This is a genomic window from Streptomyces sp. NPDC028368 (genome assembly GCF_055565615.1).
In genome coordinates this window covers 276387-298372 of the sequence record NZ_JBVHTY010000011.1, presented here as the reverse complement: position 1 = coordinate 298372, position 21986 = coordinate 276387, and the positions used below count along the sequence as shown (strand labels likewise).

The 21986-nt window shown below is 69.0% G+C and carries 16 protein-coding genes; 6 read left to right on the top strand and 10 right to left on the bottom strand.

Annotation, left to right across the window (positions count from 1 at the left end):
* Nucleotides 1–7: 7 nt before the first annotated feature.
* The 5 genes from dapB to eccD form a co-directional block, all read right to left on the bottom strand.
* Entirely contained in the window at nt 8–760 is a 753-nt protein-coding gene (dapB, locus tag ACZ4S3_RS25820) for a 4-hydroxy-tetrahydrodipicolinate reductase (protein ID WP_467938038.1), read from the bottom strand.
* A gap of 31 nt (nt 761–791) precedes the next feature.
* A complete protein-coding gene (locus ACZ4S3_RS25815) occupies nt 792–2171 on the bottom strand; it encodes a M16 family metallopeptidase (protein ID WP_467938036.1) in 1380 nt (459 codons plus the stop codon).
* The gene (locus ACZ4S3_RS25810) at nt 2168–4381 is read right to left on the bottom strand and encodes a polyribonucleotide nucleotidyltransferase (RefSeq protein ID WP_467938034.1); all 2214 of its coding nucleotides are present in this window, start codon (nt 4379–4381) and stop codon (nt 2168–2170) included. Before ACZ4S3_RS25810 ends, ACZ4S3_RS25815 begins: the two co-directional genes overlap by 4 nt.
* 268 nt (nt 4382–4649) lie before the next feature.
* Nucleotides 4650–4937, bottom strand: coding sequence for a 30S ribosomal protein S15 (gene rpsO / locus ACZ4S3_RS25805; protein WP_130880217.1), 288 nt, complete (start codon nt 4935–4937; stop codon nt 4650–4652).
* A gap of 156 nt (nt 4938–5093) precedes the next feature.
* Complete coding sequence (gene eccD / locus ACZ4S3_RS25800; RefSeq protein ID WP_467938031.1) at nt 5094–6560, bottom strand: type VII secretion integral membrane protein EccD; 1467 nt, start codon at nt 6558–6560, stop codon at nt 5094–5096.
* A gap of 254 nt (nt 6561–6814) precedes the next feature.
* Here eccD and eccCa point away from each other — a divergent pair, with 254 nt between their 5' ends.
* A complete protein-coding gene (gene eccCa, locus ACZ4S3_RS25795) occupies nt 6815–10771 on the top strand; it encodes a type VII secretion protein EccCa (RefSeq protein WP_467938029.1) in 3957 nt (1318 codons plus the stop codon).
* A gap of 112 nt (nt 10772–10883) precedes the next feature.
* Here the strand turns inward: eccCa and ACZ4S3_RS25790 are convergent, their stop codons facing one another.
* Entirely contained in the window at nt 10884–11627 is a 744-nt protein-coding gene (locus ACZ4S3_RS25790) for a WXG100 family type VII secretion target (RefSeq protein WP_467938027.1), read from the bottom strand.
* A complete protein-coding gene (locus ACZ4S3_RS25785; RefSeq protein WP_467938025.1) occupies nt 11624–11932 on the bottom strand; it encodes a hypothetical protein in 309 nt (102 codons plus the stop codon). The genes ACZ4S3_RS25790 and ACZ4S3_RS25785 overlap by 4 nt, the downstream gene beginning before the upstream one ends.
* A 238-nt stretch (nt 11933–12170) precedes the next feature.
* On the opposite strand from ACZ4S3_RS25785, the gene ACZ4S3_RS25780 reads away from it, so the two are divergent.
* The 3 genes from ACZ4S3_RS25780 (at nt 12171) to ACZ4S3_RS25770 (ending at nt 16299) form a co-directional block, all read left to right on the top strand.
* Nucleotides 12171–12578 (top strand): hypothetical protein, encoded by a 408-nt coding sequence (locus ACZ4S3_RS25780; protein WP_467938023.1) that lies wholly within the window; start codon nt 12171–12173, stop codon nt 12576–12578.
* A gap of 266 nt (nt 12579–12844) precedes the next feature.
* The gene (locus ACZ4S3_RS25775) at nt 12845–14935 is read left to right on the top strand and encodes an ATP-binding protein (protein ID WP_467938022.1); all 2091 of its coding nucleotides are present in this window, start codon (nt 12845–12847) and stop codon (nt 14933–14935) included.
* A complete protein-coding gene (locus tag ACZ4S3_RS25770) occupies nt 14932–16299 on the top strand; it encodes an SUKH-4 family immunity protein (protein ID WP_467938020.1) in 1368 nt (455 codons plus the stop codon). Before ACZ4S3_RS25775 ends, ACZ4S3_RS25770 begins: the two co-directional genes overlap by 4 nt.
* 185 nt (nt 16300–16484) lie before the next feature.
* Here ACZ4S3_RS25770 and ACZ4S3_RS25765 read toward each other — a convergent pair whose 3' ends face one another.
* Entirely contained in the window at nt 16485–16784 is a 300-nt protein-coding gene (locus ACZ4S3_RS25765; protein ID WP_467938019.1) for a hypothetical protein, read from the bottom strand.
* Between the two features lie 540 nt (nt 16785–17324).
* On the opposite strand from ACZ4S3_RS25765, the gene ACZ4S3_RS25760 reads away from it, so the two are divergent.
* Nucleotides 17325–17663 carry a WXG100 family type VII secretion target gene (locus tag ACZ4S3_RS25760; protein WP_467938017.1) on the top strand — a complete coding sequence of 113 codons (339 nt, stop codon included), beginning with the start codon at nt 17325–17327 and terminating at the stop codon, nt 17661–17663.
* Nucleotides 17664–17843: 180 nt separating this feature from the next.
* On the top strand, nt 17844–18893 hold the full coding sequence (locus tag ACZ4S3_RS25755; RefSeq protein ID WP_467938016.1) for a WXG100-like domain-containing protein: 1050 nt from the start codon (nt 17844–17846) through the stop codon (nt 18891–18893).
* A 179-nt stretch (nt 18894–19072) separates the two neighbouring features.
* Here ACZ4S3_RS25755 and mycP read toward each other — a convergent pair whose 3' ends face one another.
* The gene (gene mycP, locus ACZ4S3_RS25750) at nt 19073–20398 is read right to left on the bottom strand and encodes a type VII secretion-associated serine protease mycosin (protein WP_467938014.1); all 1326 of its coding nucleotides are present in this window, start codon (nt 20396–20398) and stop codon (nt 19073–19075) included.
* Nucleotides 20399–20489: 91 nt separating this feature from the next.
* Nucleotides 20490–21986, bottom strand: coding sequence for a hypothetical protein (locus tag ACZ4S3_RS25745; RefSeq protein ID WP_467938012.1), 1497 nt, complete (start codon nt 21984–21986; stop codon nt 20490–20492).

Sequence of the window (21986 nt, the reverse complement as noted above, 5' to 3'; positions counted from 1 at the left end):
TTGCCTGTCAGCCCAGGTCGAGGAAGTTTTCCAGGCCCACGGTCAGGCCCGGAGTGGTCACCACGCGGCGCACACCGAGCAGGATGCCCGGCATGAAGCTGCTGTGGTGGAGGGAGTCGTGGCGGATGGTGAGCGTCTCGCCCTCACCGCCGAGCAGCACCTCCTGGTGCGCCAGGAGCCCGCGCAGCCGTACGGAGTGGACGGGGATGCCGTCGACGTCCGCGCCGCGGGCGCCGTCCAGCGCCGTGGTCGTGGCGTCCGGCTGCGGCGCGCTGCCCGCCTTCTCGCGGGCGGCGGCGATCAGCTGGGCCGTGCGGGCCGCCGTACCGGACGGGGCGTCCGCCTTGTTCGGGTGGTGCAGCTCGATGACCTCGACGGACTCGAAGAAGCGGGCCGCCTGCTGAGCGAACTGCATGGTCAGCACCGCGCCGATGGAGAAGTTCGGTGCGATGAGCACGCCCACCTCGGGGGAGGCGGCGAGCGAGGTGCGCAGCTGCGCGAGGCGCGCGTCGGTCCAGCCGGTCGTACCGACCACACCGTGGATGCCGTGGCGCGCACAGAAGTCGAGGTTGCCCATGACGGCGCCGGGGTTGGTCAGCTCGACCGCCACCTGGGCACCGTTCTCGACCAGCGTCTCCAGCTTGTCGCCCCGGCCCAGGGCCGCGACCAGCTCCATGTCCTCGGCGGCCTCGACGGCCCGTACGGCCTCGGAGCCGATGCGCCCCTTGGCACCCAGCACGGCCACGCGCAGCTTGCTCATCGTTTCCAGCTCTCTCTAGGTGGTACGGCGGCTAGGCGACGGCGTCGTCCAGGCGGGCCGCCTGCCGGTCGTTCAGCGGGCCGATGACGGACAGCGAGGGGCGGGTGCCCAGGATCTCGCCGGCTACCTCGCGTACCTCGTCGGGGGTGACGGCGGCTATCCGGGCGAGCATCTCGTCGACCGACATCTGATCTCCCCAGCACAGCTCGCTTTTGCCGATGCGGTGCATCAGCGCGCCGGTGTCCTCCAGGCCGAGGACGGTGGAGCCGCGGAGCTGGCCGATCGCGCGGTGGACCTCGTCGTCGGTGAGGCCGTCGGCCGCCACCTTGTCGAGTTCGTCGCGGCAGATCTTGAGTACGTCGTGCACCTGGTTGGGGCGGCAGCCCGCGTAGACGCCGAACAGCCCGCAGTCGGCGAAGCCCGAGGTGTAGGAGTACACGCTGTAGGCCAGGCCGCGCTTCTCGCGGACCTCCTGGAAGAGGCGGGACGACATGCCACCGCCGAGGGCGGTGTTCAGTACGCCCATGGCCCAGCGCCGGTCGTCCGTGCGGGACATTCCGGGCATACCGAGGATGACGTGCGCCTGCTCGGTCTTGCGGCTGAGGTGTTCGACGCGGCCGGTGGTGCGGATGTTCCGGGCGCCCGCGCGGGGGGCGACCGGGGTGGCATCCGTACGGTCCAGTGCCCCGGCCTGCTCGAAGGCGCGGCGGACGAGGCGGACGACCTTGGCGTGGTCGATGTTGCCCGCGGCCGTGACGACGAGGTGCGTGGGGTCGTAGTGCTTCTTGTAGAAGCGGCGGATGCGCTCGGGGGTGAGGGCGTTGACGGTGTCGACGGTGCCCAGGACCGGGCGGCCGAGCGGGGTGTCGCCGAGCATGGTGTGCGCGAACAGGTCGTGCACGCAGTCGCCCGGGTCGTCCTCGGTCATCGCGATCTCTTCGAGGATGACGTTGCGCTCGGCGTCCACGTCCTCGGGCTCGATCAGCGAGCCGGTGAGCATGTCGCACACCACGTCGATGGCGAGCGGCAGGTCGGCGTCCAGCACCCGCGCGTAGTAGCAGGTGTATTCCTTCGCGGTGAAGGCGTTCATCTCGCCGCCGACCGCGTCGATGGCGGAGGAGATGTCCAGTGCGCTGCGCCGCTCGGTGCCCTTGAAGAGCAGGTGCTCCAGGTAGTGCGTGGCGCCGTTGAGGGACGGGGTCTCATCGCGGGAGCCGACGTGCGCCCAGATCCCGAAGGTGACCGAGCGGACCGACGGGAGGGTTTCGGTGACGATGCGCAGACCGCCCGGGAGGGTGGTCCGGCGGACCGTGCCGGCGCCCGCGGTGCCCTTGAGAAGCGTTTGGGTACGGGCGACGGCCCGCCCCTCCGAAGAGGTGCGGGCCGTCGTCGTGTGCGTACGGGACGTCACTTGGCGGCGTCGTCCTTCGTGTCGTCCTCTTCACCCTCGATGACCGGGATCAGGGAGAGCTTGCCGCGCTGGTCGATCTCGGCGATCTCGACCTGGACCTTGGCACCCACCGCGAGCACGTCCTCGACGTTCTCGACGCGCTTGCCGCCGGCCAGCTTGCGGATCTGCGAGATGTGCAGCAGGCCGTCCTTGCCGGGGAGCAGGGAGACGAACGCACCGAAGGTGGTGGTCTTGACGACCGTACCCAGGTAGCGCTCGCCGACCTCCGGCATGGTCGGGTTGGCGATGCCGTTGATCGTGGCGCGGGCGGCCTCGGCGGCCGGGCCGTCGGAGGCACCGATGTAGATGGTGCCGTCGTCCTCGATCGTGATGTCGGCGCCGGTGTCCTCCTGGATCTGGTTGATCATCTTGCCCTTGGGGCCGATGACCTCACCGATCTTGTCCACCGGGATCTTGACCGTGATGATCCGCGGGGCGTTCGGGGACATCTCGTCCGGGACGTCGATGGCCTCGTTCATGACGTCCAGGATGTGCAGACGCGCGTCGCGGGCCTGCTTCAGCGCGGCGGCCAGGACCGAGGCGGGGATGCCGTCGAGCTTGGTGTCGAGCTGCAGCGCGGTGACGAACTCCTTGGTGCCGGCGACCTTGAAGTCCATGTCGCCGAAGGCGTCCTCCGCACCGAGGATGTCGGTGAGGGCGACGTAGTGCGTCTGGCCGTCGATCTCCTGGGAGATCAGGCCCATGGCGATACCGGCGACGGCGGCCTTGAGGGGCACACCGGCGTTCAGCAGCGACATGGTGGAGGCGCAGACCGAGCCCATGGACGTCGAGCCGTTGGAGCCCAGCGCCTCGGAGACCTGGCGGATCGCGTACGGGAACTCCTCGCGGGTCGGCAGCACCGGCACGATGGCGCGCTCGGCCAGCGCGCCGTGGCCGATCTCGCGGCGCTTGGGCGAGCCCACGCGGCCGGTCTCACCGACGGAGTACGGCGGGAAGTTGTAGTTGTGCATGTAGCGCTTGCGGGTCACCGGGGAAAGGGTGTCCAGCTGCTGCTCCATGCGGAGCATGTTGAGGGTGGTGACGCCCAGGATCTGGGTCTCGCCACGCTCGAACAGGGCGGAACCGTGCACCCGCGGGATCGCCTCGACCTCGGCGGCGAGCGTACGGATGTCCGTGATGCCGCGGCCGTCGATGCGGACCTTGTCCTTGATGACGCGCTCGCGCACGAGGGACTTGGTCAGCGAACGGTAGGCGGCGGAGATCTCGCGCTCGCGGCCCTCGAACTGCGGGAGCAGCTTCTCGGCGGCCACGGCCTTGACGCGGTCCAGCTCGGCCTCGCGGTCCTGCTTGCCCGCGATGGTCAGCGCCTGGGCGAGCTCGTCCTTGACGGCGGCGGTCAGCGCCTCCAGGACGTCGTCCTGGTAGTCGAGGAAGACCGGGAAGTCGCCGGTCGGCTTCGCAGCCTTGGCGGCGAGGTCCGACTGGGCCTTGCACAGCACCTTGATGAAGGGCTTGGCGGCCTCGAGACCGGCGGCGACGACCTCTTCGGTCGGGGCCTCGGCGCCGTCCTTGACCAGCTGGATGGTCTTCTCGGTGGCCTCGGCCTCGACCATCATGATCGCGACGTCGCCGTCCGGGAGGACGCGGCCGGCGACCACCATGTCGAAGACGGCGTCCTCGAGCTCGGTGTGCGTCGGGAAGGCGACCCACTGGCCGTTGATCAGGGCGACACGGGTGCCGCCGATCGGGCCGGAGAAGGGCAGACCGGCCAGCTGCGTGGAGCAGGAGGCGGCGTTGATGGCGACCACGTCGTAGAGGTGGTCGGGGTTGAGCGCCATGATCGTCTCGACGATCTGGATCTCGTTGCGCAGGCCCTTCTTGAACGAGGGACGCAGCGGCCGGTCGATGAGCCGGCAGGTGAGGATGGCGTCCTCGGAGGGACGGCCCTCACGGCGGAAGAAGGAACCGGGAATCTTCCCGGCTGCGTACATCCGCTCCTCGACGTCGACGGTCAGCGGGAAGAAGTCCAGCTGGTCCTTCGGGTTCTTGGAAGCGGTGGTGGCCGACAGCACCATGGTGTCGTCGTCCAGGTACGCCACGGCGGAACCGGCGGCCTGCTTGGCCAGGCGGCCCGTCTCGAAGCGGATGGTGCGGGTGCCGAAGGAACCGTTGTCGATCACGGCTTCGGCGTAGTGGGTCTCGTTCTCCACCAGGAATATCTCCTCGTCTGCGTCCGTTGCCCGTGTGGCAACGGACCTTCTGCGGCGGAGCGCCGTGCGGGCCGGTCTTCGATCGAAGCTCCCGGAGATCTCCGGGGGCCACTACCGAGGACCGGCGGCCAGGAGGCGCTCCACTGCGTTCGCTTTTGCGATATGGCACCAGACTACAAACCTTCCGTCCACCGCGCGGTGGCGAAGGTGTCCGGCGCGTACGGCAAAGGGAGCGGCTCCCGGTGGGAACCGCTCCCTCAACGGCGTCTTACTTGGCGCCCGCCGCGCCGCGGCGGATGCCGAGGCGCTCGACCAGCGCACGGAAGCGCGTGATGTCCTTCTTGGCCAGGTACTGCAGCAGGCGGCGACGCTGGCCGACCAGCAGCAGCAGACCACGGCGGGAGTGGTGGTCGTGCTTGTGGGTCTTGAGGTGCTCGGTCAGGTCCGAGATGCGGCGGGTGAGCATCGCGACCTGGACCTCGGGGGAACCGGTGTCACCCTCCTTGGTGGCGAACTCGGTCATGATCTGCTTCTTCGTTGCGGCGTCGAGCGACACGCGGACTCCTTTTGGGTCTGGTCCTTGAGCGCCCCTGGTTTGGCTTCACAGGGAATCTTGGATGACTCGAGCGGACCGTCACACAGCGTACCAGCAACAAAACGGCCCCCCGACCGGGTGGTCGGGGGGCCGCGGCGGAGCCGGGTGTGGCCGTCGCTAATTCGCGGTGAGGGTGCGCACGGTGGCGTACACATCCAGGACCGCGAGGCACAGCGGGACCAGGGACAGCAGGATCAGGCCGTCGAAGATGTCGAAGAGCCGGCCCCAGAAGGGGGTGACGCCCTTGCGCGGGACGACCAGGCCGACGCCGACGAGGAGGGCGGCGCCCACCGCGATGCTGGCGGAGAACCAGACGGTGTGGATGTTGAGCGGGCCGGAGTCGTCGAACTTGACCAGGTCGACGAACATCTCCTGCGGCGGGTTCAGTGCGACACCCAGGATCAGCAGGACGATCGTGAGGATGCCCGCGATGGTCAGGCAGGCGACCTGCGCGGTGTAGTCGAAGAGCCGGGCCCGGAGCATGATCGTGATGCCGGCGGCCAGGGCCAGCAGCTGGGCCCACATGTTGTCGGAGAAGCCCAGGACGATACCGGCCGAGCCGACGACGAGGGCGGCGCAGCCGGCGACGAGGCCGAGCAGCAGCTCGTGGCCGCGGCGGGCCTGGTTGCCGATCTTGATGAAGTCGACCGACTCGGTCTCACCGCGTTCGCTGTCGAAGGAGCCGCGGGCGATCTGGTCGGGCGACTGGTAGCCGATGGGCAGCCGGGCGAAGCGGGCGGAGAGGCCGGGGAGCCAGGCGACCATGGCGATGGAGACGACGGCGGTGACGGCGGCGACCTCGCGCGGCTGGGCGTCGGTGAGGATCGCCGCGAAGACGGCCAGGGTGCCGATGGCGGACAGGAACGCGGCGGCCACGAAGGGCGCGTCACCCCGTGGCAGCAGGACCACCAGCAATACGGAGGCGATCAGTACGGTCACACAGCCGACCAGAAGCTGCAGCCGGCCGGGGCCGTGCCCGGCTTCGACCGGGAAGATGCCGGAGCCCGCGATCAGCAGATGCGGCAGGGCCGAGAGGCCGAGGGCGATGGAGGAGCCGTGGTCGTCGTAGACCCGGGCGCGGACGCCGGACAGGGCGACCAGGACGATGCCGGTGACGCCGGCGATGATGCCGGGCAGGCGGTGCATGTCACGGTTCTCAGGGTTCGAGATCCACAGCGCGAACGCCATCATGACCAGCAGCAGGACGCCGGCGGTGAGGCCGACGTAGACCATCAGGTCGTCGCTCCACCGGCTGCGGTTCTGCTTGACCGCGGAGGCGACGGCGTCGGAGACGTCGTCGAAGACCGGGAGCGGCAGGGACTCGGCGAACGGCTTCAGGAGAAGAAGGTCGCCGTCGAGGATCTGCTGCTGCGCGAGCGACTGTCCGGCGTCAAGTACCGTGCCGTCGCGGCGTACGAGGTGATAGCCGGTCGGAGCGCCCTCGGCCTGGGACTGCCCGGAGAGCCGCAGGATCTCCGGATAAATGTCGACGAGTGCGACGTCCTCCGGTAGAGCCACGTCGATCCGTGCATCCGGCGCGGCGACTGTGACCCGGCAGAAGCCGGTGCCAGTGCTCGTGCTCACCTGGCGGTTCCCCCTATCCGTTGGGCGTTTTGTCGCGTCACGCGCCCTATATATAAAGCCGTCACTACGGGGCTGAGGCACGCTCGCGGTGCGCCAGCGTACCGTCCGATTCGGGGGCTGCCCCACCCACCCCATGACTTGACGCTTAACAGTAGGATCAACGCCTGCGTCGGGCCAAGGACTTGTGCCCGGGGGACCGTCAAACCAACGGGGGCGGTCCGAGACTGCGAGATGCATGAAGGACTGATGCCTCGGTGAGCGTTGTCATCGTCAAGCGCCCGCCCCGCGCGCTGCCACCTGAAGTACCCGCGGAGGAGGTGACACTGGAGGCACCTCCGGAGCTTCCCCGCGAGGGCGAGCAGGAGAACATGCTGATGAGCCTCATGCCCATGATGGGCATGGCGTCGTCGGCGGGATTCCTGTTCATGGGCAATCAGCCGTTCATGAAGATCATGGGCGGCTTCATGGTGGCCTCCACCCTGGCGATGGCGATCGTGCAGATCGTCAAGGCCCGCCAGGGTCCTTCCGGGCAGATGCTCCAGGAGCGCCAGGACTACCTCAAGTACCTTGCGCAAAAGCGCAAAGAGGTACGCCGTACCGCGCGTAAGCAGCGGGATGCCCAGCTCTACATCCACCCCGACCCGGGCCAGCTGTGGTCGATCGTGGCCGAGGGCAAACGGGTGTGGGAACGCCGGGCGAACGATCCGGACTTCGCGCAAGTACGTCTGGGGCTGGGGCCGCAGCAGCTGGCCACTCCCCTGAAGGCTCCGGAGACCGCTCCGGTCGATGAGCTGGAGCCGCTCACCGCGCATGCGATGAAGGAATTCCTGGACAAGCACGGACAGTTGGAGAACCTGCCGCTGGCGGTCTCGCTGCGTGCCTTCTACCACCTGACCGTCTCGGGTGACCCGGACACGGTCTACGGCGCCTCGCGCGCCATCGTCGCCCAGATGTGCACCCTGCACTCGCCCGAGGACCTGGTGGTGGCGGTCGTCGCCTCGCCCGGTGCGCAGGCGGAGTGGGAGTGGACGAAGTGGCTGCCGCAGGTCCAGCACCGGACCACGGACGGTGCGGGTACCCGCCGGCTGGTCGTCGGCGACCTCGGTGAGATCGAGGAGCTGCTGACGGACGAGCTGGAGGGCCGCGGGCGGTTCAACCCGCAGGGCGCTCCGGTGACCGACGCCCCGCACGTGGTGGTTGTGCTGGACGCCGGTGAGGTACCGATGGACTCGGTGATCGCCGGGGCCGAGGGCCTGCAGGGCGTCACCATCCTGGAGATCGTGCCGGGTGACCTGGACGAGATCCGCGGTGGTCTGGCCGTACAGGTGTGGCCGGGCAAGCTGGTGCTGGAGTCGGCGAGCGGCGCGGTCTACAACGGCGTCTGCGACACCCTCTCGATCCCCGAGGCGGAGTCGCTGGCGCGCCAGCTGGCCCCGCTGCGGGCGGGTTCCGGTGCGGACGGCGAGGAACCGCTGCTGTCCAACCTGGACTTCACCGACCTGATGAACATGGGTGACGCCGGGTCCTTCGATGTGTCGCGTACCTGGCGGCCGCGGACGCTGCACGAGCGGCTGCGGGTGCCGATCGGTGTCGACAAGGACGGCCAGCCCGTCATGCTCGACATCAAGGAGGCCTCGCAGGAGGGCATGGGCCCGCACGGTCTGTGTGTCGGTGCGACCGGTTCCGGTAAGTCCGAGGTGCTGCGCACCCTGGTGCTCGCCCTCGCCGTCACGCACTCCTCGGAGACGCTGAACTTCATCCTCGCGGACTTCAAGGGTGGCGCCACCTTCACCGGTATGTCGGAGATGCCGCACGTCGCGGCGGTCATCACCAACCTCGGTGAGGACGTCACGCTGATCGACCGGATGCGTGACTCCATCACCGGTGAGCTCCAGCGCCGTCAGGAGCTGCTGCGCTCGGCGGGCAACTACGCCAACATCACCGACTACGAGAAGGCGCGTGCCGCGGGTGCGCCGCTGGATCCGCTGCCGTCGCTGGTGATGGTGCTCGACGAGTTCTCCGAGCTGCTGACCGCCAAGCCGGACTTCATCGACATGTTCATCCAGATCGGCCGTATCGGCCGGTCGATGGGTGTGCACATGCTGCTCGCCTCGCAGCGTCTGGAAGAGGGCAAGCTGCGCGGTCTGGACACCTTCCTGTCCTACCGGCTGGGTCTGCGCACCTTCTCCGCGGCCGAGTCGCGGACCGCGATCGGTGTGCCGGACGCCTACCACCTGCCGAACGTTCCCGGTTCCGGCATCCTGAAGTACGACACCGAGACGATGGTCCAGTTCAAGGCCGCCTATGTCTCCGGGCCGTACCGCGGTCCGGGTGTCGGCGGTGGCCCCGGTGGCAGCCGTACGAACCGGTTGCCGGTGCCGTTCACGGCGGCCCCGGTCATCGAGCAGATCATCGAGGACCCGACGCCCGTCGAGCCGGTCGCCCAGGAGCAGGACGACGCGCTGGCCGACACCGTCCTGGACGTCATCGTCCAGCGGATGCAGGGCCAGGGCCCGCCGGCGCACCAGGTGTGGCTGCCGCCGCTGGACGAGTCGCCCACGGTCAACCAGCTGCTGCCGACGCTGGCGGTCACCCCCGAGCGGGGTGTGCACGCGCCGGAGTACACCGCGCTCGGCAAGCTCGTGGTGCCGGTCGCGCTGGTGGACAAGCCGTTCGAGCAGCGGCGTGACGTGATGTACCTGGACTTCTCCGCCGGTGCCGGTCACGGCCTGGTCGTAGGTGGTCCGCAGTCCGGTAAGTCCACGCTGATCCGGTCCGCCATCGCCTCGTTCGCGCTCACCCACACCCCGGCCGAGGTGCAGTTCTACTGCCTCGACTTCGGTGGCGGCGGCATGCTGACCATGGAGGGACTGCCGCACGTCGGCGGTGTCGCCTCGCGTCTGGACGCCGAGAAGGTGCGCCGTACGGTCTCCGAGGTCGTCGGCATCCTCAACGAGCGCGAGGAGTTCTTCCGCTCGAACAGCATCGACTCCATCGCGACCTACCGCCAGCGGCGGGCCGCGGGCACCTTCCCCGATGAGAAGTGGGGCGACGTCTTCCTCATCATCGACGGCTGGGCGACGTTCAAGACCGACTACGAGCAGCTCGACCCGGTGATCCTGGACATCGCCGCCCGGGGTCTCGGTTTCGGTGTCCACCTGATCATCGCCGGCTCGCGCTACACCGAGGTGCGGCCCGCCCTGCGCGACCAGCTCCTCAACCGCGTCGAGCTGCGCCTGGGTGACGCCATGGAGTCGGAGTTCGACCGCAAGCGCGCGGAGAACGTCCCGATGGGCAAGCCCGGTCGCGGTCTGTCTCCCGACAAGCTGGACTTCCTGGCGGCGATGCCGCGGCTGGACGGCATGAGCGACCCGGAGACGATGAGCGACGGCATCGCGAACCTGGTCTCGACGATCAGCGAGAACTGGCAGGGCGAGCCCGCACCGAAGGTGCGGATGCTGCCGACGATGCTGCACGTCAACGAGCTGCCGAAGGGCAGCGACTACCCGGAGCACGGCATCGCGATCGGTGTCGACGAGATGACGCTGTCGCCGGCGTTCATCGACTTCGAGACCGACCCGCTGCTGGTCGTCTACGGCGAGAGCGAGTCGGGCAAGTCGTCGGTGCTGCGTCTGATCGCCAAGCAGATCGCGGAGCGGTACCCGTCGGACAAGGCGCTCCTGGTCGTCTCCGACTACCGGCGTGCACATCTTGGGGAGATTCCGGAGAGCCATCTCTACAAGTACTGCGCCGCGGGTCCGCAGCTGCAGGAGGTCATCAGCGGGCTGGCCGGTTCGCTGGGCCGACGGATGCCCGGCCCGGACGTCACGCCGGAGCAGCTGCGCAACCGCAGCTGGTACGACCTGCCGGACGCGTTCGTGATCGTGGACGACTACGACCTGGTGGCGACCAGCAGCGGCAACCCGCTGCAGCCGCTGCTGGAGTACCTGCCGTTCGCCCGTGACCTGGGTCTGCGCCTGATCATCGCGCGCAGCTCCTCGGGTGCCGGCCGGTCCTCGTTCGAGCCCGTGATGCAGCGCACCAAGGAACTCGGTGCGCAGGGTCTGATCCTCTCCGCCGATCCTGGCGAGGGTCCGCTGATGGGCAACATCAAGGGCCAGCAGCTGACGCCTGGACGGGCGACGTTCGTCACGCGTAAGCGCGGTGCGCAGCTGGTCCAGACGGGCTGGCTGCCGGCGAACAGCCAGTAGCCGCTCACCGTACAACGGCGGTGGGGCGTCCCTCTCAGGAGGGGCGCCCCACCGCCGTTTGTGGTGTTGCCGCGCTGGTGTGGTGCGGGTGCGGCCCGCGCCGGGGCCCGCGTCAGCCGAAGGCGCCGCTCGCCGGCGCCTCGGATGTGTAGACCTTCTTCGGCTTCTCGTCCGTGGCCTTGGCATCCGTGGCCTTGGCATCCGTGGCCTTGGCATCGGTGGCCTTGGCGTCGGCGGCCTTGGCCTCCTTGGCCGCCCGTTCCGCCGCCGCGGCCGGGTCCGTCCGCGCACCCTTGGCGATGTTCTCGCCGCCGCGCGTCCTGCCGCCGCCGTTCTGCGCGCCGAAGGGGTCGGCCCCGTGTGCCGCCGAGGAGGTCTCCCACTGGTGCGTCGCGGACGGCCCCCGCTGACCGCCGCCCCCACCGCCGCGCTTGCGGAAGGCGCCGCCGAGGCCGTTGGCGAGCTGGCCGAGCGCCATGAAGCCGTAGGCGAAGTTGGTGCCGGACTGCTGGCCGCCGGAGGAGTTGGCGGAGCCGTTCGACTGCGCCTGCCCCTGGTCCCCGCTGTGGTCCTCGCTGCCCTTGTCGGCGGACGCCAGGTCCACGTCGGGCTGCTCGGCGGCGGACTCCAGGTCAACGGCGGCCAGTTCGAAGGCCGGCAGCGAGTCGTCGACGGAGCGCTTGAGCCGGTGCCACTCCCCGGCGAACGCCTCGCCCGCCGGGCCGTGCCAGTTGTTCGCGGCGACGCTGCCGACCTGCCGGTCCAGGTCGCGTACGAGACCGTCGAGGTGTTTGCCCATATCCCGCCAGCCGGCCGCCGCTTCGTGCAGTGCCTCGGGGTTGCGCCGCTCGCTCACTTGACGCTCCGCATCATCTCGACCAGCTCTTCCTCGGCCGCCTGCGCGTTCGCGGCGGTCTCCTTGATGCCGCCGCCGACCTCGGCGAGCCGCTCCTGCAGCAGGACGAGGGCCTGCTCGGCCTGCTCGTACCGCTCGAGGTGCGCGCGGGCCTCCTCGCGGCTGCCGAAGCCGTCACGCAGCGCCTCGCCGTCCGCCCGCCGTCTGAAGGCCGCCAGCTGCCGGCTCAGCTCTTCCGCGCGTGTCTCGAAGGTCGCACCGAGCTTGTGCAACTCCTCCGAACTGAGCCGGACTTCATCGGACATCATTTCTCCCCGAATTGAATAGCAGCTAGCCGCTGTACTTCTTCTCAGGTCTAGCACACCCGCAATAGGCCAGGAGCCCTCTGGGGAGCGGCCGCCGGATGCACTGCGGAATACATACGGAGCAATACGCAGCAATAGCGACAACACCGCCTTGACGCCCTGTTCACGCCGGTCATTAGACTCGGATCGCCGGTGCAGCACACGGGGTCGCTGTGCCACCACTCCGAGGGGGACACAGATGAGCAATGAGCGTCAGATCCAGGACGAGGACCTGATGGACGTCGCCGCGGACCCGGAGCAGGCGCACCGGCTGCGCAAGGCCCTCAAGACGCTGCGGGACAACCCCAACGTGGGCGGCAAGCTCCAGGAGATGGCCCGGGAGGTGCTCTCCGGGCGGATCGGCATGAAGGAAGCCATCGAGACGCCGGGCTACATGGACGCGCTGGGCGACCGGATGAACGAGATCCGGCGGGCCGCGGAGAACCAGACGGCGGCGGAGCGGGAAGAGTCGCGCGAGAAGTTCGCCAAGTGGCAGAAGGAGCAGGAGGAGAAGGAGGCCGAGGAGCGCGCCGAGCGGGACGGCCCCTCCGGCAACATCGTCACCGCGCCGCGGCGGGGCGGCCGGGGCGGCGGCCACCGGGGCTGAGCACCGCGCGGCGGTCACCGCGGTGGCCGCCGCCCTTCCCGCAGGTGCACGGACGGTCCGCTGTCCCGTGGGCACATCATCACCGGCCGGCACCCTCGCGGAGATCCGCCGCTTGTCCGCCCCCACCGGCCCCGGCCTGCATGTTCCGGTTACGGAACAGCCTGGCCCCGGCCGCTCCGCACAGGTGCACCGGATCATAAGATCGGGCAGATAGACGCAGGAATCCACGAACGTGGAGGGCGGGATTGATGGGGGACGAGGAAGTCATGAGCGCCTCAGTCGAAGGCAACGCCACGAGGCCCGGATACGAGCCGCATCCGTTCATCGGCGGGCGTACCGCCGCGCTCCGCGCGCTCGCGGCGTGGCGCATGCGGTGGCCCGGTGCGCCCCGCGTCATCGTGCTCACCGGAAGCCAGGGCAGCGGGCGTTCGCGGCTGCTCACCGGCTTCCTGATGCTGTGTGAACCCGAGTTCCGCAAGCAGCTGCCGCTGGACGACCTGGATCCGGCAACCGTCCCGCCGGACCTCCCGCCGCCCGCCGTACCGAGCCCCACGCTGCGTACCGCCGCACAGGTGCAGTGGCTCATCGCGGACCACTTCGGTCTGCAGGCGGTCCGCGCCGAGGACATCTTCGCGGAACTCGCCGCTCTCGAAGAGCCGGTGACGATCGTGGTACCGGATGTCGATACGGCCGGTCCGGTGCGGGCCGCGAACGAACCGGCCCGCCTCGTACGGGACGTCCTGGTGCCGCTGGCCGCCACCGAAACGGTTCAGCTGCTCGCCGATGTGCCCCGTGAACTGGCCGCCGAGCTGGCCGGTTCGCTGCCGCGCGGCCAGGTGCAGATCATCGACCTCGACGAGCCCGAGTGGGCCGACCCCGAGGGGCTGCTGCTGCACGCCGAGACGGCGCTCGACCCGGACTTCGGGGCCCCCGAGCTCCCGTACACCACCGACCCGGCCGCCCGCCGGGCGCTCGCCGAGACGATGGCCCGGCGCGCGGGCGGCAGCCGGCTGACGGTGCAGCTTGCCGTGCAGTCGCTGCTGATGCAGCCCGAGGGCTTCGACCCGGCCGACGAGTCCCAGCTGCCGACCGGTGTCGGCGAGGCGCTGGACCTGCACGCCCGCCGCCTGGGTGCCGATCCGCAGACTCTGCGGCTGATACTGGCGCCGCTGGCGTTCGCCGAGGGCGAGGGGCTGCCCGTCGAGCTGTTGGGCACGCTGGCCACCGCGATCGCCGGGCGGGACATGAGCCAGGACATCGCGGACGGCATGCTGCTGGTGGCTCCGTTCATCCAGCCGGTCGAGGCGGCCGGTGAGGAAGAGGACGGGGAGACGGCGGCCGAGGGAGGCGACGGCGGCCGTACGCTGCTGCGCCTGATGCACCCCGGTATCGCCGAGGAGATCCGCGCCGGCCTGCCCGGCGTCCGCGAGGCCCAGACCGAGATCGCCATGGCGCTGCTGGAGGCGGTGCCCGAGCAGGACTGGGCCAAGGCGGACCCGTACATCCGCGACCATCTCGCGGCGCACACCCTCGAGGCCGGTCTGCTGCCCCGGCTCTTCACCGACCCGGGCCTGTTCGCGCACGCCGACCCGGTGTCGCTGCGGGCCGCCGTGGCGGCCGTACCGCTCGAGAAGCTGGAGGCGCCGGCCCGTACGTATCTGCGGACCGCTCCCCTGCTCACCCGCTCCCAGGCGCCGGCCGATATGCGGGCGGCGCTGCTGGAGACGGCGTTCGTCGAGGACGGGCTGGCGCCGTACGCGGACGCGCTGCACACCCTCGGATTCGCGCTGCCGTGGCGCACGTTGTGGAGCGTGCCGCTGGCCGGGGTGGACGCGGTGACGACCGGTTTCCTGCCGCAGGCGGAGGAATCCGACGAGGCCGGTACCCGCCAGGTGGCGGCCTTCCTCGTTCCCGAGGGCACGCCCGGATCCCGTCCCGCGCGGGGCGATGACGGCGCGGACGGCGGCCCGGCCGTGCTCCTGCACGACCTGCTGCGGCCGGGGTACGTCGATGCGGACCCGGCGCAGGTACGGCGGCCCTCGGACGAGGCCCTGGAGGCGGCGCCGTTCGGCTTCAGCCGCGGCGCCGACTATCTGCGGGTGTGGGCCCGGCAGAGCCAGGAGGTGGTGACGGCACTGATCTCCGACACCCCGTTCACCGGTGCCGATATGTCCGCGGACGGCGTCCTCGTCGTCGCCACGGAGCGCGGTGTGACCGCCCGGCAGATCATCGCGCCCGTCCCCGCGCCCGGCGACGCGGCGGCCCCCACCGTGCCGGCCCAGCGCACCGGCACCACCGACTCCGACGCATCCGCCGAACCGGATGCCTCCACCGGCCTCGAAGGAGACCACTCGTGATCACCCAGGCGCAGGCACACGCCGCCGCCGCCCGCTGGCTCAACCCCGAGGGGCATCAGGGCCCGCCGCGCGAGGTGGCCATGCAGGAGTTCGACCTCGGCTGGGTGGTGTGGGCCGTACCGCCGCCCCCGGAGGTCGACCCGCAGACCGGGCAGCGGCGTCCGCCCGCCGAGGTCGGCGCCGCATGCGGCGTCGTCGACCGCGCCTCCGGCGAGCTGACGGTCTGGCCGTCCGTACCGGTCGACGAGGTCGTCCGGATGTACCAGCAGAAGCACGGTGCCGATGGGGGTACCTCCCATGCCCTCAAGGCAAGGGGGGAGGGCGCGGCCGCGGCCACGGCCGCCCAGCAGCCGCCGGTGACCGGCCCCGGCAACACCGCCGTCGCCACCTACAACGACCCCTCCACCGGCGAGGAGACCAGCCTCGTGCGGGTCTCGGGGCCGGGTCTCCCGCCCGCCGAGTACCAGCTGTCCGCCGAACTGCAGCGGCTCGGCGTAAGCGGCGAGGACATCCGGGCGGTGCACACCGACCTGCGCCCCGCGCTGCTGCCCGGTGGCTACCCGGGCGACTTCATCTTCCGCGCCTTCCCCAACGCCCAGTTCTCCTGCACCGAGGGCTACGGCATGCGGCCCGAGGAGCGTGCCGAGGGCATCGCCGGGCTGCTGCGGCACGTCGAGATGATGCACCAGATCGCCGGGCAGCAGGCACCGCCGCGGCCGCACCGGGTGCCGGTGCCGCAGGGCGTCGAGGCGGCACCGGCGATGCGCGATGTCGCGCTGGGCAAGCACCTCGCGGAGGTCTTCGGCCCGCAGGGCGTCTTCCGCCCCGATGCCGACGACACCGCCGCCACCCAGCTCCCCGAAGCCACGAAGAACACCCTGACCTGGGCCGGCCTGCCCACCGAGGTCCCGTACTTCTTCACGGCCGACCGGACCGAGGCCCCGCCCGCCGGCGGCCTGTTCACCGACGTCGCCACCTACCTCCGGCAGACCGGGACGGAGGCCCGCGAGGAAACCCTCGAGACCCTCTCCGGCTACGTCCGGATCGGCACCGACGGCCTCTACACGATGGCCGTGCAGTGCACCGCCCCGGAGCAGAACCAGAACCTGATCGGCACCGTCTGGGCGGTCCAGCCGACGTCCGGCGGCGGCCGCTTCACCAACCGCACCCTCGCCGCCTATCTGCGCTCGCTCGCCCTCCTGGCGACCACCCGGCAGCAGATGCAGGGCATGGACCCGCGCGCGGCGGGCACGGCGGTGGCCGGCTTCCAGGAGCAGATCGCGGCGATCGACTCGTGGGCACTGGACGACGAGGGCAACTGGTGGTCGCTGATCATCGAGCAGATGTGGCACGGGTTGTTCTGAGGGGGCGGTCCTGAGGGGCGCCCTGGGGCCTTGGGGGCGCTCTGAGGGGCCGTTCCGAGGGGGTTCCGGGGCCGGGGGAAAGGGCCTGCGGGGCGGGCGGCGGCTGGTGTCCCCCGCTACCCGCGCGGGCATGCGCCGCACCCCGCCGCACCGGCCCTCGCAGGGTGCATACGGACCGCCTCGCCTCAGGGCAGCAGCAACCAGTCCGCCGCCAGCGCCGCCGCCAGGCCAATGCCCAGCATCCACGTACCCAGCCGGGTACGTCCGTTCCGGCTGAGCTCAATCACAATGCCGCAGAGCACCAGCGCGGCTCCGTACACCCCGACCACCAGCACCGAGGTACGGGACGCCAGGCGGATCACGAGCACCAGCGCCATCGCGCCCATCAGGACCGAGGCCACGACGACGCGTATTCGCCGCGCCTGACGGGGAGTCAGCCCCGCGCTGTTCTCGGAAAGCGGCTGGTCATTGCCGGTTACGTCCATGAGCGGAAATGCTACGGGACCGGTGATCGCCTGTGGGCAGGGATGCGCAGGTCTTGCCCAAGTCATGGCGCTTCGGGGTGGGTTTACCGGCTGGACGAGACCGGGCGGGGCGGTCAGGGCGGGGCGGGGCCGAGGCGCGGCTCGCCCCGACGGACGAGGTCCGGCTCCCCCACCCACCCCGCATCCACTCCCACCCCCGCTCCCCTCGGGTGACCGTCAACGTGGCGTGCTCACCCTTGCGGCCGTTTCCGTATCGCGCGTCCTTGACGTGAGGCCCTTGACCAGTCGGGGCCACCGGCGACTCAGGGCTTCCCCAGACGTTCACAAAGCCCTGCGGCCCTCGGCGCAATAACCCGAATTTGCCGGTAATCACCCGCAATTTCAACGGAGTTGAGCCGACCCCGATCGCGAACCGAGGCGCCAAACTCAACACCCATCCCCCACCCACCCCGCTTTGATGCGTCCACACCAAATCCGTCCAACATGGGACTATAAGACGCATCAGATGTGACGCAAGCCACAGAAGTGACGGGGGTAGCAATGGCCGGCAAGGCCTTTGACGTCGATCCAGATGCACTGAGGACGCAGGGAGATGCGTTCATCACCATCGGCAGCGACTTCTCCAAGGCAGCGAAGAAACTGCAGGACGACCTCAAAGCCCTCAAAGACCCGTGGGCTGAATGCGACTTCGGCGATGTCTTCGAGACGATCTACACCCCCATCTCCGAAGGCATGTTCACTTCGATGGAATCCCTCGGCGACCGCCTCGAGGGCATCGGCGAAAAGCTCCAGACCATGGCACAGACCTACGGCGCCGCCGACGAGCAGGGCATCCGCACCATTCACAGCATCGGCGCCATAGGCCGCCCACAGATCTGAAGCGCCCTATCGGGAGGCGAGTGCGCGGCAAGCCCCCCAAACCCCTCACCGCACCACCCCCTTCCCTCCTCCACTTCGCTTCCTCCACTTCCCTTCCTCCACCTCCCTTCCCTACTCCTTCCGCCTATTCCTTCCCTATTCCACTCGATAATGGATACGACTGCACGGGGGACGATCACTGTGTCACTGACGCTGCCGGGTGAGGTCAGCTGGGTTCTGGATCTCCTCGGCTTCAACTGGCCGGGCGCCGACGAGGACAAACTTTTCGAAGCAGCCTCGGTCTGGCGCAACTTCGCCTCTCAGGTAAATCGGTCACTCTCCCAGGGTTCGGCCGCGGCCAATGAAGTCGTCGCAGTCAATTCGGGCGACGCGATCGACGGCTTTTCCGAGGAGTGGGGTGCCTTCTCCGGCGGCGCCGGCAGCGGCGACAACTACCTCCGCGACGCCGCCGCTGCGGCCGAGGTGATTGCGCTGGCCTTCGACACCGCGGCGCTCGCCGTTCTCGCCGGCAAGGTCGCCGTAATCGTCCAACTCGTCCTGCTGGCTGCCGAGTTCATCGCCGCCCAGGCTTCCGCGCCCTTCACCCTCGGCCTCTCCGAACTCGGCGCGGCCGGTGCCACCCAGGCGACCAGGCTGATCGTCCGCAAAATCCTCGACACGCTCCGGCACGAGGTGATGGAGGCCGCCGCCAAGGCGATGGAGCACGCCACCATGGACGCCATCAAGAACATGGCGAAGAAGGCCGCCTCCAAGGAAGCCCGCAAGATGGCCATGGACTACGCCAAGAAAACCGTCAAGGACGAGGTCAAGCAAAAGGTCGTCGAAGACGCCAAGGGCTTCGTCAGAGAAACCGTCATTCAGGGCGCCAAGGACAAGGCCACGGAAGCCGCGTCGGAGATGGCCACGAACCTCACCGAGCAGGGCATCGAGAGCCACTTCGGCGCCCGTGATGGTATCGACTGGGGCGAGACCGCGGACATCGCCAGGAAAAAGACCGGCGAATACGCCGACAAGGTCAAAGAAGGGGCCCAGGGATACGTGGATGGCGTCACCAGCCTTGCCGACCCCAAGACCTACACGGACCGCGCCCGGAACGACCTCGAAGCCCGCCAGGAAGAACTCACCCACCGCGGCCTGGATCACGCCCAACGGCAGGCCGACCGCCACACCGGGGGCGCGGCCAGCCGCCATCAAGAGGTCGCGGACCATGTGCGGTCAGTCTTTGGCTGACCGCTGCGGCGGCATGCGAGGGTATGCGGCCGTCTCGTGATGGTCGTAAAGCCCTCGCCGACTCCTCCTCATTAACGACGAGGGCCCGCAGTCCAAGGACTGCGGGCCCATGTGCCAACCGGCAAATGACCGACCGCTTTCAGCTACTCGCCTGTCGGCGTCTCAACGGCTGCGATTCCCTACTGCCGGGGCGCCTGGTTCGGCGGGGGCGGCGGCTGGTAACCGGGCGCCGCGGGGTACTGCTGATAGGGGGAAGCCTGCTGCTGCGGCGGGAAGTAGCCACCGGGTGCGCCAGGCCCACCCGGACCACCGAAACCACCGGGGCCGTCAGACGGCGGGCCATTCTGGCGCTTCTTGCGCAGCACGATGATCAGGACGATGATCCCGACGACCACGAGAACGGCCAGAACGCCGCCGACGATGCCCAGAACCGTGTTGGTGCTGTTGCTCTTCTGCGGCTGCGTCGCATCGGAGTGGTCAGACGGCTTCATGAGCCCGCCGTCATCGCCCGCTCCAGGGGACTTGAGGGGGCCGTTCTTCGGGCCGGCGGGGATGTTGGCAGTCAGGGCCTTGTACGGGTCGATGATGCCGTAGCCGTAATGAGGGTCAGGGCTCTTGCCCGCCCCGGCGCCCGAGGGCATCTTCGCGGTCTTCGTCAGACGGTTCGCGATTTGACCTGCGGTCAGGTTCGGGAACTTGGCTCGGAGGAGGGCGGCGGCGCCGGAGACGTAGGCGGTGGCGTCGGAAGTGCCCTTTGTCCACTGGTAGGGATCGAGCACGCCTGCAGACCGGATTTGTGCACCGGGGGCGCTGAGGAGGACGTGAGGCCCATAGTTGGAGTCCTCCCATACTTTTCCGTCTCGTTTGACGGCACTTACGGCAAGAACGCCGGGTGCAGCAGCAGGGTAGTAGACAGTCGAGGAACCCCAGTTGCCGCTACCAGCAATCAGGAGTACGTCCTTCTTGGCAGCATAGGCAATGGCCTGATTCTCATCATCTGTCAGCGCACCGGCGTTAGCAAATGACATATTGACCACCTTGGCACCGTGGTCCACGGCATACCTCAGAGGCTTCGCCAGGGTGTTTGTTAGCGTTGCACCATCGGAATCCCAGTTTTTGATGGCCAGGATTTTCGCACCAGGTGCAACCCCCTTGAGCCCTGCAGAACCTCCGGCTCCATGACCATGCCCGGCGATGATGGAAGCCAAGGAGGTCCCATGCTCATTTTTCGTTTCCTGGTCCGCCGGATCGCCAGTGGAAAAGTTCTTTCCGGGAAGCACATTTCCCTTCAGGTCCGGATGGCTTCCGTTAATTCCATTGTCAATGATGGCTACCGTGACGCCCTTTCCGGTCGAAACCTTCCAGGCGTCATTCAACTTCAAGAAGCTCAGCGCCCATTGGTCATTTCTGACTTGGTCTGCCGAAGCAACCGGCGCAGTGCCGAAGAGCAGTGCTCCAGCCACTGCTGCGCCACCCACCACACGCAGCGTCCGCGTGAAGCTCATGCCGTAACACCTCTCCTTAGCAGGATGGGGCCCGCAGCCCGAAGACTGCGGGCCCCGTCTCGTCTCCGCCGATTACTTGTCCGGCTGGACCCTACTCGATGACCTTGGGCGCCACGTCACGCTCCGGCGTCCAGGTCTCTTCGTCCTCGACCAGGTAGTCGGGACGCTCCCCGTTCTCACCCTTGCTGTCCTTGGCCTTGGCGCCATGAGCACCATGCCCACCGGCCATGCCCATCGGCCGACGGCCGCCAGCGTTACCCGTCTGGGAGCCGCCACGGCTGCGGTGCAGACCGGAACCGCCTTGCGAGCCACTGCCGGACTTGCCGCCGGTCGATCCGACGACGCCGCCCTTCTGCCGAGCCAGCGCTCCGCCGCGTCCCGCACCGGCGCCCTTGGCACCCGCACCGCCGCGACCTGCTCCGGCACCGCCCATGCCGGGCATTCCGGGTCGGCCGGTGCCGCGCGATGCCGAAGTACCGCCGCTAGTGCCGCCGCGTCCGGGCATGGACCCTCCTGGTACTCCGGGCATTCCCGGAGTACCAGGTCCTGTGCTGGCACTCGGGACGTGGGTACCACCGAGGTTGGTGTTACCCCCGCCGAGACCACTGGTACCACCGAGGTTGGTGTTACCCCCGCCGAGACCACTGGTGCCACCGGGCCCATTGGGCGAGAAGCTGTCCAGGCCGGCGCCGATGCTGGGGATGTGAGCGGACTTGGTAGGCGGAGTGTTGGCGAATCCACCGGAGACACCGTCATGCCGCGGCCCCTCCAGGGCACCCGGCGAGGTGTACCCACCACCGTTGGCGCCAGGGAGCGTTGAGCTCGACCCCGACCGCTTCGGCGGGTTCATCACGGCGTCCGGCATGGGAACGAACGGGGGCGGAGCGGGAGTGTCATCCCGCGGCGGCACGTCTTTGTCGCCAATGCCGACCCCGGCCGGCGGCTTCCCGATCGCCGCCACGTTCGACCGGTAGGAAGACCCCAGGTACTCCATGATGATGGCCGTCTGGAGCTGCCGCTCCTTGCCCTCGGACAGCTCACCGGAGTTGCCGTTGAGGACGTCCTCCGTCGACTTTCCGGACTCCAATTCGCTGATGGCCTTGGAGTCGTCACGACCGCCGTGCGATCCGAGCGTGACAACCTTCAGCGTGTAGTTGCCGATGGCGTCGCGGTTGCTCTCCCCCTCGGTCGGCTTCTTCATGTCGCCGACCTTCTTCTGGTAGTCGCGCAGCGACGCCTCGACCCCGCGCATGACCTGGTGCATGTTGGAGGCATACGGTCCGGCGTTGGCGATGTTCTGGCTGATCGCCTTGGCCGTTTTGCGGAATCCCTCGGCGGCCTTGCCCTGCCAGTGCTCGAGAACCTCGTCGACCGCCTTGTCGAACTCCTGGCGGAGCCCCCCCCGGCCGTCGCTGCCGACCAGGGTGTCGTTCACCCACTTCCAGCCGTTGGCAATGTCCGAGACTGTCTTCGGGTTGGCATGCGACACCATGGACTTGAGCTGATCCATGTCGTACCGGAAGAACTGCGTGTCGTGCTTTTCGTAGAAGCAGCCCTTGTCGGTGGTCACTCCGCCTTTGTCGCCCAC

Excerpts from the sequence above, each read along its gene's own strand:
- dapB (WP_467938038.1), bottom strand. The coding sequence starts at position 760 with ATGAGCAAGCTGCGCGTGGCCGTGCTGGGTGCCAAGGGGCGCATCGGC.
- ACZ4S3_RS25785 (WP_467938025.1), bottom strand. The coding sequence starts at position 11,932 with ATGTCCGATGAAGTCCGGCTCAGTTCGGAGGAGTTGCACAAGCTCGGT.
- ACZ4S3_RS25780 (WP_467938023.1), top strand. The coding sequence starts at position 12,171 with ATGAGCAATGAGCGTCAGATCCAGGACGAGGACCTGATGGACGTCGCC.
- ACZ4S3_RS25775 (WP_467938022.1), top strand. The coding sequence starts at position 12,845 with ATGAGCGCCTCAGTCGAAGGCAACGCCACGAGGCCCGGATACGAGCCG.
- ACZ4S3_RS25765 (WP_467938019.1), bottom strand. The coding sequence starts at position 16,784 with ATGGACGTAACCGGCAATGACCAGCCGCTTTCCGAGAACAGCGCGGGG.
- ACZ4S3_RS25760 (WP_467938017.1), top strand. The coding sequence starts at position 17,325 with ATGGCCGGCAAGGCCTTTGACGTCGATCCAGATGCACTGAGGACGCAG.
- mycP (WP_467938014.1), bottom strand. The coding sequence starts at position 20,398 with ATGAGCTTCACGCGGACGCTGCGTGTGGTGGGTGGCGCAGCAGTGGCT.